This window comes from Bradyrhizobium sp. Rc3b (assembly GCF_900114915.1).
Lineage (GTDB): Bacteria > Pseudomonadota > Alphaproteobacteria > Rhizobiales > Xanthobacteraceae > Bradyrhizobium.
This window is the reverse complement of sequence record NZ_FOUS01000002.1, coordinates 679,717-694,154: the sequence shown is the minus strand read 5'-3', so window position 1 is coordinate 694,154 and position 14,438 is coordinate 679,717. Positions and strand designations below refer to the sequence as shown.

The following is a 14,438-nucleotide window of genomic DNA, read 5'->3' as shown; positions in this document are numbered from 1 at the left end:
ACCGGTCGCCCAGCGCCTCCTCCAGTTCGCGCTCCGAAAGACCGTAGAGCGACTGCAGCAGCACCGCGCGAAACAGCACAAGCACCGGATAGCCTGGACGACCGGGACTCCCTTCATCCCGCAAATGGCCGATCAGCTTCTCGAACCGGTACCACTTGACCAGGCCAGCCAACCGATCCAGCGCCGCATTGGCGCCGGCGCCCTTCGGCATCAGCGCTTCTACAAAGCTCGGCTGTCCTGTCCGCTTCACCGCCATCGTTACCTCCAAGGCTTTGCCCTAGGGAATCACAACTGGCGGATTACGCAACAGGCCCCTTGTGGGAGAAGGTGGCTCGCCGCAAAGCGGCGAGACGGATGAGGGGTATCTATCGGCGCGGAAACTCGCGAGATCCCGAGGCGCGGAAACAACCCCTCATCCGGCGCTTCGCGCCACCTTCTCCCACAAGGGAGAAGGGATGGCAGCGCCGACGACGCTAGATGCCTACGTGAACAACGTCGGCTGCCGTGCCGCGCGCTCCTGCGCTTCGACGACCGCGACGGCCGTCATGTTGAGGATGCCGCGCGCCGTCACCGAGGGGGTGAGGATATGCGCCGGGCGCGCCGGGCCGACCAGGATCGGGCCGACGGGGAGCGCGTCCGCCAGCGACTTGATCATCTGATAGGCGACGTTGGCGGTGTCCAGCGTCGGCATGATCAGGATGTTGGCTTCCCCCTCGAGATTGGAATGCGGCAACACCATTTTTCGCGCCGCAGCCGAAAGTGCCGTGTCACCCTGCATCTCGCCGTCGGCCTCGATCTCCGGATGCTTATCCTTCAACAGCTGGGTCGCCCGGCGCATCTTGCGCGAGGAATCGGTGTCGTAGCTGCCGAAATCCGAGTGCGAGACGAAGGCGATCTTCGGCTTGATGTTGAAGCGCTGGACGTGCACCGCGGCGAGCGATGCGATCTCGGCGAGTTCCTCCGCGCTCGGATTGGGGCGAACCTGCGTGTCGGCGATGAAGAAGGCGCCCTTGCTGGTGATCAGCAGCGCCAGCGCCGCGTAGTCGCTAATGCCCGGACAAAAACCGACGATCTCGCGGACATGGCGCAGATGGCTCATGTAGCGGCCCTCGACGCCGCAGAGCATGGCATCCGCCTCCCCGCGCGTCACCGCGAGCGCAGCGATCACTGTGTTGTTGGTACGCACCACCGTGCGCGCCGCATCCGGCGTCACGCCGCGGCGACCGGCGACCTCGACATAGGACTGCACATAGGAACGGTAACGCGGATCGTCCTCGGGATTGACCAGGTCGAAATCCTTGCCGGCGCGGATCGAGAGGCCGAAGCGCTTGATGCGTGCCTCCACGACCGAAGGACGCCCGACCAGGATCGGCCGCGCCAAATTCTCCTCCAGCACCACCTGCGTGGCGCGCAGCACGCGCTCGTCCTCGCCTTCGGCATAGATCACGCGCACCGGCTGGGTCTTGGCCTTGGCGAACATCGGCTTCATGACGAGGCCAGAGCGGAAGGCGAAGCGCTCGAGCAGCGCGGTGTATTCGTCGAAATTGGTGATGGGCCGCGTCGCGACGCCGGACTCCATCGCAGCCTTCGCCACCGCCGGCGCGATGCGCAGGATCAGGCGCGGGTCAAATGGGCTCGGGATCAGCGAGCCCGGGCCGAACCCTTGCGTCTCGCCGGTGTCAAAACCCTGCGCGACCGCATCCGACGGCGCCTCGCGCGCGAGCTGCGCGATGGCCTCGACGGCGGCGTGCTTCATCTCCTCGTTGATGGCGCTGGCGCCGACATCGAGTGCGCCGCGGAAGATGAAGGGGAAGCAGAGGACATTGTTGACCTGGTTTGGATAGTCGGAGCGGCCGGTGCAGATCATGGCGTCAGGGCGCACCTTGCGCGCCTCCTCCGGCATGATCTCAGGGGTCGGATTGGCGAGCGCCATGATCAGCGGCTTGTCGGCCATCGCCTTGGCCATCTCGGGCTTGAGCACGCCCGGCGCCGAGAGACCGATGAAGATGTCGGCGCCGCCGATGACGTCGCCGAGCGTGCGCTTGTCGGTCTTCTGCGCATAGACCGCTTTCCAGCGGTCCATCGTGGTGTTGCGGCCCTCATGCACGAGGCCGTCGATGTCGCAGACCCAGATGTTCTTGCGCTGCGCGCCCATCGAGACCAGCAGGTTCAGCGTGGCGATGGCCGCGGCCCCTGCGCCGGAGGCGACGATCTTGACGTCCGACAGCTTCTTGCCGTTCAGCCGGAGCCCGTTGGTGATGGCGGCGGCGACGATGATCGCGGTGCCGTGCTGGTCGTCATGGAAGACCGGGATCTTCATGCGCTCCTTGAGCTGCGCCTCGATCTCGAAGCACTCCGGTCCACGGATGTCTTCCAGATTGATGCCGCCGAAGGTCGGCTCGAGCGCCGCCACGGTCTCGACCACGCGGTCGATGGTGTCGGCGGCGATTTCGATGTCGAACACGTCGATGCCGGCGAATTTCTTGAACAGGACGGCCTTGCCCTCCATCACCGGCTTGGAGGCCAGCGGTCCGATATTGCCGAGGCCGAGCACGGCGGTACCGTTGGAGACCACGGCGACCAGATTGGCGCGGGTGGTCAGCGTGGCGGCTTCCGCCGGGTTCTTGGCGATCTCGGTGCAGGCCGCGGCGACGCCCGGCGAATAGGCCAGCGCGAGGTCACGCTGGTTGGCAAGCGGCTTGCTTGCCTGGATCTCGAGCTTCCCAGGGCGCGGCAGACGATGGTAGGCGAGCGCCGCCTGGTGGAGATCATCAGAATAGGACGACATGCGGTGTCTCGCCTCGCGTTACCGGCCTCAAAAATGCACGATCCGAAGCCGCGGTCCAAGCGGACCGTATTTCCGGGTCATGGAAACGGGATGAAGCACGCCGGGCGCCCCGGTGGCAACATCCGATTGCGCGCCCATCAACAGGGCGCGCGGTCAAATATTTGAAAACCATAGCTTTCCCTGGACCGCGCGGCGTTTCGCGAATATGGCAGGTTGCGCGGTGCAAAACGAGCAACTGGAGCTGGGAATGAAGCGAATCCTGATCGGCCTGATCGTGGCAGCCGTGCTCGGCGCGGGCGGATGGTTCGGCTTCAACCTTTACGCCAAGCATCGCGCCATCTCCGAAGTCGAGACAGCGTTTGAGCAGATCCGCAGCAATGGCGGTAAAGCGAGCCATGGCAAGGTCGAATTCGACCTGATGAGCCGAACGCTGACCATCGAGGACATCGCGGTCACACCCGGCAGCCAGCCGCAAGCGCAGATCAAGATCGCCGGCATCAAGGGCACCGGCGTTCGCCAGATCGACGACAGCAGGTTTTCAGCCGACAGCATCGACATCACCGGCTTCGACGTCGCGCTTGACCAAGTCGGCCCTCCCAAGGGGAAGGCGTCCTACAAGATCCCACAACTGACGATGCGCGACTATGCCGGCCCCTTTCACAGCGGCGCTGCGCCGGCGAGCGGCTCCCTGGCCGACCTCTACCGCTACATGCTCGGTCAATACGCAAGCGTCGCGGCGTCCTCGCTCACGGCGCCCACGCTGACGATGAGCTTCGATTCCGGCCGCGGTCCCGGCGGCGGCGAGATCACCTATTCCGGATTGACGATCCAGAACCTGAAGCACGGCAAGATCGATGCAATGAAGGCGGACCGCGCCACCATTTCGGTCGATGTGAACCAGCCGGGCAAACAGGACAAGCTGACCGGCGAGGTGTCTAACGTCATCGTCAATGATTTCGATGTGACCGCGATCATCGCCGCGCTCGATCCAAAGACCAGCAGTGACGAGACCTATCATCGCGTCTACCGGCAAATCCTGGCCGGCCCGTATGCGCTCAAAACGGCTCAGGGGCTGCGTATCGATATCGACGGCTTCGTGATGGAGGACATCGACGTGCAACCGTCGAAATTCCGGCTGGCCGAGCGATTTGACGCGCTGCAGGCTCAATCGGCCGTTCCGACGCCGGCAGAAACGCGCGACGTGCTGGAGAGGATCGCCGGAATCTATGAGGGTGTTCGCATCGGCAAGGCCGAGGTCAGCAAGATCTCGATCGGCACGCCGCAGGAGACCGGCAAGGTGAACACGATCAGATATCGCGAAGGCGAATTCGCGATCGAGGGCGTCGATACGCCGACCCCACAGGGGCAGTTCAAGATGGAGCGCTTCGCTTTGAAGTCGTTCAGCATGGCAAAACTGATGCGCTTGGGGGCCGGCGTCAGCAATCCCGGACAGGCGCCCTCACCGGAGCAGATGCTGGGTCTGTTCCGCGTGTTCGAAGGCGCCGAGATCAAGGGCGTGGTTGCGCCCCACAACACCGCGCGGCAGCCGATCACCATCGACACGATCAGCCTGAACTGGGGCCAGCTGGTGGGATCGATCCCGAGCAAGGCCAGTCTGGTCGTGAAGATGGTCACGCCGACCGATCCCGCCAATCCGGCGCTGCAGCCGCTGATCGTGGCAGGCGTGGACAAGCTCGCGATCGACCTCGATCTCGGCGCGGCCTGTACGGAAGCGTCAGGCGCATTCGCGCTGGCGCCGGCCACGCTAGATCTCGGCAACCTCGCCAAAGCGCAGGTAAGCGTGGCGCTCGCCAAGGTGCCGCGCGACCTCTTCACCACGACGGACCCGCTCGAGGCTATGGGCCAGTTGGCGCAGGTCGAGACCGGCGCAATCGAGCTGTCGTTGCGCGATCGCGGCGTTGTCGATCTTGTCGTGGCCCAGTTTGCGCGCGTGCAGAATGTCAGCCGTGATGCCGCGCGCAGCGCCCTCGTTGCGATGATCCGGGCGCAGGGCGAGAAGATCGCCGCCTCAAATCTCGATGCCAAGGCCGCGGTCGATGCGCTGGCCGGCTTCGTCGAGGCATCAGGCCAGACGCTGACCATCAAGCTGACGCCGCTCGGCAAGCTGCCGGTACTTCAGCTCATGGACGTCCTCGACAACGAGCCGATCATCGCGCTGGCGCAGTTCAGGATCGAGGCGTCGACGGGGTTGTAGGTGACGGCGGCGGTGCGCTCCCTCGCCCCGTTCTTACGGGGAGAGGGTTGGGGTGAGGGGCCGCCTCCGCAATCACGGTGAGAGTTAGACTCGCGGAGAGTCCCCCTCACCCGCCTCGCATCTTCGATGCGAGGCGGCCTCTCCCCGCATGCGGGGAGAGGCAAGGCACACTCACTTCTGCGGCAGGTTCACCCGCACATGCAGCTCGCGAAGCTGCTTGGTCGTCGCTTCCGACGGGGCGCCCATCAGGAGGTCCATGGCCTGCTGGTTCATCGGGAACAGCGAGATCTCGCGCAGATTCGTGGTGCCACACAGCAGCATCACGATGCGGTCGACGCCGGCGGCCATGCCGCCGTGCGGCGGCGCGCCGTACTGGAAGGCGCGGTACATGCCGCCGAAGCGGTCGACCACTTCCTGCTCGCCGTAGCCTGCGATCTCGAACGCCTTCACCATCGCTTCCGGCACGTGGTTGCGGATGCCGCCCGAGGCGATCTCGTAGCCGTTGCAGGTGATGTCATACTGGAACGCCTTGATGGTGAGCGGGTCCTGGCCCTTCAGCGCATCGAGGCCGCCTTGCGGCATCGAAAACGGGTTGTGCGAGAAATCGACCTTCTTGTCGTCCTCGTTGTACTCGTACATTGGGAAGTCGACGATCCAGGCGAGCTCGAACCGCTCCTTGTCGGTGAGGTTCAATTCCTCGCCGACCTTGTTTCGGGCAAGGCCTGAGAACTTCCAGAATTTGTCGGGATCACCGGCGACGAAGAAGGCGGCATCGCCTTCCTTGGTGCCGATCTGCGCGCGGATCGCAGCGGTGCGCTCGGGACCGATATTGTTCGCAAGGGGACCTGCACCCTCGCCGCCCTCGCGCCACATGATGTAACCGAGCCCGGGCTGACCCTCGCCCTGCGCCCACGAATTCATGCGGTCGCAGAACGCGCGGCTGCCGCCGCCGGGCGCCGGGATCGCCCAGACCTGGTTCTTGGGGTCTTCGAGCATGCGCGCAAAGACCTTGAAGCCGGAGCCGCGGAAATGCTCGGAGACGTCCTGCATCTCGATGGGATTGCGCAGATCCGGCTTGTCGCTGCCGTATTTGCGTAGCGCCTCGGCGAACGGAATCCGGCGCCAGCCTTTGGTGACCGGCTTGCCCTTGGCGAACTCCTCGAACACGCCCGTGATCACGGGCTCCATCGCCGCAAAGACGTCTTCCTGCGTCACAAAGCTCATCTCGACGTCGAGCTGGTAGAACTCGCCCGGCAGACGGTCGGCGCGCGGGTCCTCGTCGCGAAAACAGGGCGCGATCTGGAAGTAGCGGTCGAAGCCGCTCATCATGAGCAGCTGCTTGTACTGCTGCGGCGCCTGCGGCAGTGCGTAGAATTTGCCGGGATGGATGCGCGAGGGCACCAGGAAGTCGCGCGCGCCCTCCGGCGAGGACGCGGTCAGGATCGGGGTGTTGAACTCGAAGAAGCCCTGCCCCTCCATGCGCCGGCGCATCGACTTGATGATCTCGACGCGCGTCATGATGTTCTGGTGCAGCTTTTCGCGACGCAGGTCGAGGAAGCGGTACTTCAGGCGGATGTCTTCAGGATATTCCTGGTCGCCGAACACAGGCAGCGGCAGATCACCGGCCGGACCCAGCACCTCGATCTCGGTGACATAGATCTCGATCTTGCCGGTCGGCAGATCGTCATTGTCGGTGCCTTCGGGGCGGCGGCGGGCCTTGCCGTCCATCCGCACCACGAATTCCGAGCGCAGCTTTTCGGCCAGCGAGAACGCCGGCGAGTCCGGGTCGACCACGCATTGGGTCAGGCCGTAATGGTCGCGCAGGTCGATGAACAGCACGCCGCCATGGTCGCGGACGCGATGGACCCAGCCTGACAGGCGGACCGTCTCGCCGATGTTGCTCTCGCGGAGCGCGCCGCATGTATGTGACCGGTAGCGATGCATGGTCGTCCCAAAAATGATGTCGGTGGAAGCGAATCGGACCGCCTGTCACGGCCGGTCCGAGATTGCGGCAGGGTTTACCCGACGAGGCCGGGGGCGGCAACCAAGGGAACGGCCTGTTTTGGGCCGGAAGCGCCCATTTTTGCCCGATCTGGGCCCATCCCTTTGCCATCAGGCGTTCCAGCCCTATCTTGAGGGCATGACGGTGCATTTCCCCTTCCAGAACTCCTATTCGGCGCTGCCCGACAGCTTCTTTGCCCGCGTCGCGCCGACCCCTGTCGCCGCCCCCCGGCTGATCAAGCTGAACCGGCCGCTGGCGGTCCAGCTCGGGCTCGATCCTGACCTGCTGGAGACGGCGGAAGGCGCGGCGATCCTGGCGGGGAAGACGGTTCCCGACGGCGCCGATCCGATCGCCATGGCCTATGCCGGCCACCAGTTCGGGCAGTTCGTCCCGCAGCTCGGCGACGGCCGCGCCATCCTGCTCGGCGAGGTCATCGACAAGGACGGCGTCCGCCGGGACATCCAGCTCAAGGGCAGCGGTCCCACCCCGTTCTCCCGCCGCGGCGACGGCCGCGCCGCGCTCGGACCGGTCCTGCGCGAATACATCGTCAGCGAAGCGATGTATGCGCTGGGCATCCCGACCACCCGCTCGCTCGCCGCCGTCGTCACCGGCGAGCACGTCATCCGCGAGACCGCGCTGCCGGGCGCCGTGCTGACGCGTATCGCCTCCAGCCATATCCGCGTCGGCACCTTCCAGTTCTTCGCCGTGCGGCGTGACACCGAGGCGATCCGCCGGCTCGCCGATCACGTCATCGCCAGGCACTATCCGGAACTGCGCGATGCGGAGCGGCCCTATCACGAACTGCTCGCCGGCGTCGTCGCCCGCCAGGCCGAGCTCGTCGCGCGCTGGCTGCTGGTCGGCTTCATCCACGGCGTGATGAACACCGACAACAGCTCCATCTCGGGCGAGACCATCGACTACGGCCCCTGCGCCTTCATGGACGCCTACAACCCCGCGCAGGTGTTCTCCTCGATCGACGAGATGGGCCGCTACGCCTATGCCAACCAGCCGCGTATCGCGCTGTGGAATTTGACCCGCCTCGCCGAGTGCCTGCTGCCGTTGTTCTCCGACGAGCAGGAGAAGGCGGTGGCCGAAGCCCAGGACATTCTCGGCGCCTTCTCCGAGATTTTCAGCACGGCTTATCAAGCCGGCTTGCGCGAAAAGGTCGGCCTGTTCACGGAGCGTGAAGGCGACGACGCCCTGATCCAGGACCTGCTCGAAGCCATGGCCAAGAACCAGGCCGACTTCACCCTCACCTTCCGCAAGCTCGGCGATTCCGCCGTTGATGACAGCGCGGATGCGCGTGCGCAGTTCATGGAGCCCGCAGCCTTCGACGAGTGGTCCGGCCGCTGGCGCGCACGCATCGCGCTGGAGCCGCAGAGCGCTGCCGACCGACAAGCCGCCATGCACGCCGTCAATCCCATGTTCATCCCGCGCAACCACCGCGTCGAGGCTGTGATCCAGGCTGCGGTGAATGACGACGACTACGCGCCGTTCGAAGAGCTGGTGAAGGTGCTGGCGAAGCCATACGAGGACCAGCCGGCATATGCGGCCTACGCCGATCCGCCGCTGCCGGACCAGCGGGTGTTGCAGACGTTTTGTGGGACGTAAACCTGTTCTGGATTGCAAGATGACGCAGCTCTCGGCCCTGACAGATGACGAGATCGAAGCGATCAAGGCGCGCTGCGAGCAGGCGACCGCGGGTCCTTGGAAATCGTTCATCGAGAAGCGCGATGAACTAAGCGGATCGGACTTCGTCCAGACCGGAGGCGAAGACATCTACCTCACTGGCGCGACGCTCGCCGATCAGGAATTCATCGCCAACGCGCGACAGGACATTCCGAGATTGATCGCCGAGATCAAGCGCCTGCGCGCGATCGACCGTTAGCTCGATCCGCGGGACAAGAACCAAGTTTGCGCGCTTAGATTAGCTCTGCTCCGCGCAGCACCGCAACTCAAGGTAAGCCGGAACTTTGAATTACCCCTTCGGCTAATCCACCGTGCGCAGCGCGCTGCTGTGGACACGGGAACCACTGTCATCAAACTGAAACACACGCGCTCTAACCGCCTGTCAGGGTCGTCCTGCCGGAGGCACCCATCCTCCAACCGTCCCGACAAAGCGCGCCATGCCCTTCAAATTCATCCACCTCACCGACACGCATCTCGCGAACCCGGGATTGAAGCTCTACGGCCTCGATCCGCGCACCCGGCTGGATGCTGCGATCGCCGACATCAACACGCACCAGTCCGACGCCGCCTTCGCGGTCGTGACCGGCGACCTCACCCATTGGGGCGAGCCGGAATCCTACGCCAATTTCGCCGACGCGATGTCAGCGCTGAAAATCCCCTACATCGCCATGGTCGGCAATCACGACCGCCGCGTCACCTGCCTCGACGCGCTGAAGGCCGCGCCGCGCGATTCAAACGGCTTCGTGCAGGGCACGCGCACCACCGACCATGGCCTGTTCGTCTTCCTCGACACGCTGGACGAGACCAGCCACGCCGGCGAGATGTGCGCCAAGCGCTTCGACTGGCTCGCGAAGACGCTCGCGGCTGCACCCGCCGACCAGCAGTTCGTCGTGTTCATGCATCACCCGCCCTTCCCGATCGGCGTCCATGCGATGGACGAGATCGGGCTGAAACAGAGCGCGGAGTTCGCCGAGGTGATCGCGCCCTATCGCGCGCGCATCCGCCACCTCTTCTTCGGCCATGTGCACCGGCCGATCTTCGGCAGCTACGGCAAGATCCCGTTCTCCACCCTACGCGGCACCAACCACCAGGTCTGGTTCGAGCTCGACGCTGACGCGCCGCATCTGGCCAGCCACGAGCCCCCCGCCTATGGCGTCGTGCTGATCGACGACGAAAACCTCGTCGTGCACAGCCACGACTTCCTCGACACCAGTCTGCGCTTTCCCTTCGAACCACCCGTGGGAACGGACGGCCGCGACTATGCGCTCAATTTCCCGGCGCGGTGAGATGAGCCTCGCCGAACCCGCGGCTCTTCCGGTCGCGACCTCGGCGGCGCCGCGCCTGGACGTCCTGAAGCGCCTCGGCACGCGCTTCAAAGCTTCGCTGCCCGCCTATCTCCTGTTGCTGCCCTCGCTGGTCTTTCTCGCGCTGTTCACCTATGGCGCGATGGGCCGCGTGTTCATCGATGCGCTCTACCAGCGCGCCACGCCGAAGGCGCCGGTCCGCTTCGTCGGCCTCGACAATATCAGCGCGGTGCTGGCCGACCCCGCCTTCACCGGCGCGGTCGTCAACAATCTCGTCTATGCCATCGGCACGGCGATCCCGAGCATCGGCCTCGCGCTGCTGTTTGCGCTGGCGCTGTCGCGCACCAACGCCGTCAGCAGCGCGCTGCGGGCGGCGCTGTTCCTGCCGGTGCTGATCCCGATGGTCGCGGCCTCGGCGCTGTTCATGTTCATCTTCCTGCCCAATGTCGGCCTGCTCGACTTCTATATCGGCCGCCTGCTTCCGGTGCTGCCGAACTGGCTCGGCGATCCCGACATCGCGCTGTATGCGATCATGATCATCACGATCTGGAAGAACGCCGGCTATTACATGCTGTTCTTCCTCGCCGGTCTCCAGGCCGTGCCTGAGGACGTCATGGAGGCCGCGCATCTCGACGGCGCCGGGCCTTACATGCGCTTCCGCCACATCATCTTGCCCGAGCTCAAGCCCACCTTCCTGTTCGTCATCGTGATCGCCACGCTCAACGCGGTGACGCAGGTCGACCACGTCTTCGTCATGACCCAGGGCGGGCCATCCAATTCGACCAACCTCGTGCTGTTCTACATCTACCAGCAGGCGGTCGAGCATTACGACGTCGGCAAGGCCTCGGCCGCGACGCTGCTGACGCTCGCCGCGCTGATGGGCCTCACCGCGCTTTCCTTCCGCACCATGGCCAACCGCGAGGGCGGGCCATGAAGCTGATCGACGCCCTCTACAAGGACGCCCCGCTCGCCACACGGGGCGAGATCACGCCCAAGCTCGGCTTCCTGCTGACCGTGCTGCTCGCGATCGTCTGGCTCATTCCGTTCCTGTGGATGGTCGTGGCGACGCTGCGCCCGGCCTCCGACGGCATCAATGCCATGGCCGAGCTGATGCCGAGCCTGAAGCCGACGCTCGACAATGTCAGGGATGCCTGGGAGATCGGCGATTTCCCGCGCTACACGCTCAACACCACGATCATCTGTGCCGGCATTTTGCTGGTGCAATTCGTCACGATCACGCTGGCGGGCTTTGCCTTCGCGCGCCTCGACTTCCTCGGCAAGACGCCGATCTTCTATCTGTTCCTGATGCAGCTGATGCTGGTGCCGGTGCTGCTGATCGTGCCGAACCTGTCGCTGGTGGCGCAACTCGGCCTCTACGACACGCTCACCGGCGTGATGATGCCGTTCTTCGCCTCCGCCTTCGGCACCTTCCTGATGCGCCAGGCGTTCGAGGCGATTCCGACCGAGCTGGAAGACGCAGCCCTGATCGACGGCGCCAGCCTGCTCCAGCGCATCCGCCATATCTACGTGCCGCTGTCGATGCCGAGCTTCTCCGCCTTCGCCATCATCTCCGTGACCAGCCACTGGAACGACTTCCTGTGGCCGCTGATGGTGATTAACTCGCCGGACAAGCGGCCGCTCACGGTCGGGCTCTCCGTCTTCACCAAGACCGCCGAAGGCACGCAGGCCTGGGGCACCATCGCCGCCGGCACGCTGATGGTGATCGGCCCGCTGCTCATCACCTTCCTGATCTTCCAGAAGCGCTTCATCAGCTCTTTCGTCACCTCAGGCATCAAATAGGAGATTCTTCGATGCTGTTTTCCCGCAGGCTCATGCTCGGCCTTGCCATGGCAGGCTCCATGGCAAGTGCCCTCGCCCTTCCGGCGCTCGCCGGCGAAGGCCCGACCGAGATCGATCTGTTCTTCCCCGTCCCCGTCGACGGCAAGCTCGCCCGCGACATGGGCACCTTGATCAAGGAGTTCAACGAGACCCATCCGGACGTCAAGGCGACCGCGGTCTACACCGGCTCCTATGACGACACGCTGATCAAGACGCGCGCCGCGATCAAGGCCGGCAAGCCGCCGTCCGCCGTGATCATGTCGGCGAACTTCCTGCTCGACATGCAGATCGAGAACGAGCTCACCAATCTCGATGCCCTGATCAAGGCCGACGGCACCACCAAGGAGCAGTTCCTCGGCCAGTTCTTCCCGGCGCTGCAGGGCAACGCGGTGATCAACCGCTCGGTCTACGGCGTGCCCTTCCACAATTCGACACCGCTGCTCTACATCAACGCCGATAAGGCCAAGGAAGCCGGCCTCGATCCGAGCAAGCCGCCGCAGACCTGGGCCGAGCTCACCGACTGGGCCAAGAAGCTCACCAAGCGCGAGGGCGACAAGGTGACCCAATGGGGCATCGCGATCCCCTGCGCGTATGACTATTGCGGCTGGATGATGGAAACGCTCACCATGAGCAATGGCGGGCGCTACTACAACGAGGAGTTCGGCGGCGAGGTCTATTACGACACGCCTTCGATGCTCGGCGCACTGACCTGGTGGAATGACCTCGTCTACAAGCACAAGGTCCACGCTCCCGGCGCCACGCCTGGCCCTGCCGTCAGCACTTCCTTCATCTCCGGCAACGCCGCGATGATGATGCTGTCGACGGGCTCGCTCACTTACGTGCGCGACAACGCCAAGTTCGCCTACAAGGTCGCCTTCATCCCGCGCAACGTCCGCAACGCTGTGCCGATCGGCGGCGCCTCGCTGATCGTTCCGGCAGGGCTCGAGGCCGACAAGCAGAAGGCCGCATGGACGCTGATCAAGTGGATGACCTCGCCCGAGAAGAGCGGCTGGTGGAGCCGCGCCACCGGCTATTTCGCGCCCAACATGGCCGCCTACAAAACGCCAGAGATGGTCGACTTCCTCAACAAGAACCCCGACGCCAAGACCGCCGTCGAGCAACTCGACGTCGCAAAGCCCTGGTTCGCGACCTACAAGACCGTGCCGGTGCGCAAGAACCTCGAGGACGAGGTGATGCTGGTCCTCAACGGCAAGAAGCAGCCGAAGGAAGCCCTCGCCGCCGCCCAGAAGGCCGCGGATGAGACGCTGAAGCCGTACAATGCAGAGACGTCGCTGAAGCTGCCGTAAGGCTGCCTTGTAGGGTGGATTAGTCACGCAGTAAGATTAGCCCGCGACCGCGTGAAACGCCGTCGCGGGCGTAATCCATCCTGCGAGCCACGAACGCGATCTCGTAGGGTGGGCAAAGGCACACAATGCCGTGCCCACCTTTCTATCTATTGAGCGATGGTGGGCACGCTTCGCTTTGCCCACCCTACGAAACTACACCTCGAAATGCGCGACCTCAGATCGTCACGACAATCTTGCCGAACTGCGTGTTCGACTCCAGGAAGCGATGCGCCTCGACAATATCCTCGAACTTGAACGTTCGCGCGATGATCGGCTTCAACGTGTCGTCCGCCACCCCATCGAGGATGAAAGCCCTGGCCTGCCCAAGTCGCGTCGGATCGCGGACGATCTCGTGCACGAGGTAGCCGCGCAGGACCAGGCTCTTGGTCAACACGTTGAAGAGTGGGAACGGCGTCGGCTCAGGGCTCAGCCCGCCATATTCGATCAGGATGCCGCCCGGCGCCATCGCCGCAGTCAGCGGCTCGAACGCCGGACCGCCGACGGCATCAAACACCACGCGGACGCCGTTTGAACCGGCGATCTCCGCCAGCCGCGCTGCGATATCCTCCTCGTCTGAGGCCACGACGTAAGCGGCACCGGCATCGAGCAAGGCCCGCCGCTTGGCCGATGTCCGGGTCAGGGCGACCGGGACAGCCCCGATCCGGTTCGCGATCTGGATTGCGGCAAGCCCGACGCTGCTCGATGCCGCCGTGATGGCGACCACGTCCCCTCGCAAGAGTCCGGCGATGTCAACCAGCGCGCCATAGGCCGTCAGATACTGCATCCATAGCGCTGCCGCTGTCTCGAAGCTTAGATCGGGTGGATGCTTTACGACGAGTTCGGCCGGAAAAGTTGCGAGCTCCGCATAAGCCGGCCATCGCACCATGGATGTCGGCGGCACGATACTGACGGCATCGCCCGGCGCAAAGCCGGCCACGCCTTCGCCAACAGTCTCGACAAGACCCGCCGCCTCGAGACCAAGACCGGACGGAAATTGGGCGGTCTCGATATAGGACCCCGACCGCAACAGGGCTTCCGCACGGTTGAGGCCGAGCGCCCTGATCCGAATCTGAACCTCGCCCTTCGCCGGCGGCGGAACGTTGGCGGTCTCGATACCCAGCACTTCGGGACCGCCATGGCGGTGAAAGCGAACGACGCGGGCCATGGATACACTCCAAAACAATTGAACTGAATGGAGCTATGCCGATCCCAAGGAAGTGGATAAATCGGCAAAGTGAGCGAACAGTCGAAACCA

Annotated in this window: 11 protein-coding genes; 7 read left to right on the top strand and 4 right to left on the bottom strand. The window is 64.5% G+C overall.

The window, feature by feature from the left end:
- Both BM190_RS06845 and BM190_RS06840 read right to left on the bottom strand, forming a co-directional pair.
- Positions 1–256: transposase (locus BM190_RS06845; RefSeq protein WP_129590977.1), on the bottom strand; the 256-nt coding region annotated here is incomplete at its 3' end.
- A gap of 225 nt (positions 257–481) precedes the next feature.
- The gene (locus tag BM190_RS06840) at positions 482–2,788 is read right to left on the bottom strand and encodes an NADP-dependent malic enzyme (RefSeq protein ID WP_018317506.1); all 2,307 of its coding nucleotides are present in this window, start codon (positions 2,786–2,788) and stop codon (positions 482–484) included.
- Positions 2,789–3,035: 247 nt separating this feature from the next.
- Here BM190_RS06840 and BM190_RS06835 point away from each other — a divergent pair, with 247 nt between their 5' ends.
- Positions 3,036–5,003: an aq_1923 C-terminal domain gene (locus tag BM190_RS06835; RefSeq protein ID WP_092253097.1), complete on the top strand. Its 1,968-nt coding sequence runs from the start codon at positions 3,036–3,038 to the stop codon at positions 5,001–5,003.
- 171 nt (positions 5,004–5,174) lie between these two features.
- On the opposite strand, the gene aspS is transcribed toward BM190_RS06835, so the two are convergent.
- Positions 5,175–6,947 carry an aspartate--tRNA ligase gene (aspS, locus tag BM190_RS06830; RefSeq protein WP_018317508.1) on the bottom strand — a complete coding sequence of 591 codons (1,773 nt, stop codon included), beginning with the start codon at positions 6,945–6,947 and terminating at the stop codon, positions 5,175–5,177.
- Positions 6,948–7,143: 196 nt separating this feature from the next.
- Between aspS and BM190_RS06825 the strand changes: the two genes are divergently transcribed.
- The 6 genes from BM190_RS06825 (at position 7,144) to BM190_RS06800 (ending at position 13,144) form a co-directional block, all read left to right on the top strand.
- The gene (locus BM190_RS06825; RefSeq protein WP_092252971.1) at positions 7,144–8,616 is read left to right on the top strand and encodes a protein adenylyltransferase SelO; all 1,473 of its coding nucleotides are present in this window, start codon (positions 7,144–7,146) and stop codon (positions 8,614–8,616) included.
- A 19-nt stretch (positions 8,617–8,635) separates the two neighbouring features.
- Positions 8,636–8,893, top strand: coding sequence for a hypothetical protein (locus tag BM190_RS06820; protein ID WP_092252969.1), 258 nt, complete (start codon positions 8,636–8,638; stop codon positions 8,891–8,893).
- 238 nt (positions 8,894–9,131) lie between these two features.
- Positions 9,132–9,980 (top strand): phosphodiesterase, encoded by an 849-nt coding sequence (locus BM190_RS06815; protein ID WP_092252967.1) that lies wholly within the window; start codon positions 9,132–9,134, stop codon positions 9,978–9,980.
- 1 nt (position 9,981) lies between these two features.
- Positions 9,982–10,932, top strand: a complete 951-nt coding sequence (locus BM190_RS06810) for a carbohydrate ABC transporter permease (RefSeq protein WP_018317512.1) — start codon at positions 9,982–9,984, stop codon at positions 10,930–10,932.
- On the top strand, positions 10,929–11,798 hold the full coding sequence (locus tag BM190_RS06805) for a carbohydrate ABC transporter permease (protein ID WP_092252965.1): 870 nt from the start codon (positions 10,929–10,931) through the stop codon (positions 11,796–11,798). Before BM190_RS06810 ends, BM190_RS06805 begins: the two co-directional genes overlap by 4 nt.
- 11 nt (positions 11,799–11,809) lie before the next feature.
- Positions 11,810–13,144 (top strand): ABC transporter substrate-binding protein, encoded by a 1,335-nt coding sequence (locus BM190_RS06800; RefSeq protein ID WP_092252963.1) that lies wholly within the window; start codon positions 11,810–11,812, stop codon positions 13,142–13,144.
- A 214-nt stretch (positions 13,145–13,358) separates the two neighbouring features.
- Here BM190_RS06800 and BM190_RS06795 read toward each other — a convergent pair whose 3' ends face one another.
- Entirely contained in the window at positions 13,359–14,348 is a 990-nt protein-coding gene (locus tag BM190_RS06795) for a zinc-dependent alcohol dehydrogenase family protein (protein ID WP_092252961.1), read from the bottom strand.
- Positions 14,349–14,438: the final 90 nt, after the last annotated feature.

Excerpts from the sequence above, each read along its gene's own strand:
- BM190_RS06835 (WP_092253097.1), top strand. The coding sequence starts at position 3,036 with ATGAAGCGAATCCTGATCGGCCTGATCGTGGCAGCCGTGCTCGGCGCG.
- BM190_RS06815 (WP_092252967.1), top strand. The coding sequence starts at position 9,132 with ATGCCCTTCAAATTCATCCACCTCACCGACACGCATCTCGCGAACCCG.
- BM190_RS06825 (WP_092252971.1), top strand. The coding sequence starts at position 7,144 with ATGACGGTGCATTTCCCCTTCCAGAACTCCTATTCGGCGCTGCCCGAC.
- BM190_RS06840 (WP_018317506.1), bottom strand. The coding sequence starts at position 2,788 with ATGTCGTCCTATTCTGATGATCTCCACCAGGCGGCGCTCGCCTACCAT.
- BM190_RS06810 (WP_018317512.1), top strand. The coding sequence starts at position 9,982 with ATGAGCCTCGCCGAACCCGCGGCTCTTCCGGTCGCGACCTCGGCGGCG.
- BM190_RS06800 (WP_092252963.1), top strand. The coding sequence starts at position 11,810 with ATGCTGTTTTCCCGCAGGCTCATGCTCGGCCTTGCCATGGCAGGCTCC.
- BM190_RS06805 (WP_092252965.1), top strand. The coding sequence starts at position 10,929 with ATGAAGCTGATCGACGCCCTCTACAAGGACGCCCCGCTCGCCACACGG.
- BM190_RS06795 (WP_092252961.1), bottom strand. The coding sequence starts at position 14,348 with ATGGCCCGCGTCGTTCGCTTTCACCGCCATGGCGGTCCCGAAGTGCTG.
- aspS (WP_018317508.1), bottom strand. The coding sequence starts at position 6,947 with ATGCATCGCTACCGGTCACATACATGCGGCGCGCTCCGCGAGAGCAAC.
- BM190_RS06820 (WP_092252969.1), top strand. The coding sequence starts at position 8,636 with ATGACGCAGCTCTCGGCCCTGACAGATGACGAGATCGAAGCGATCAAG.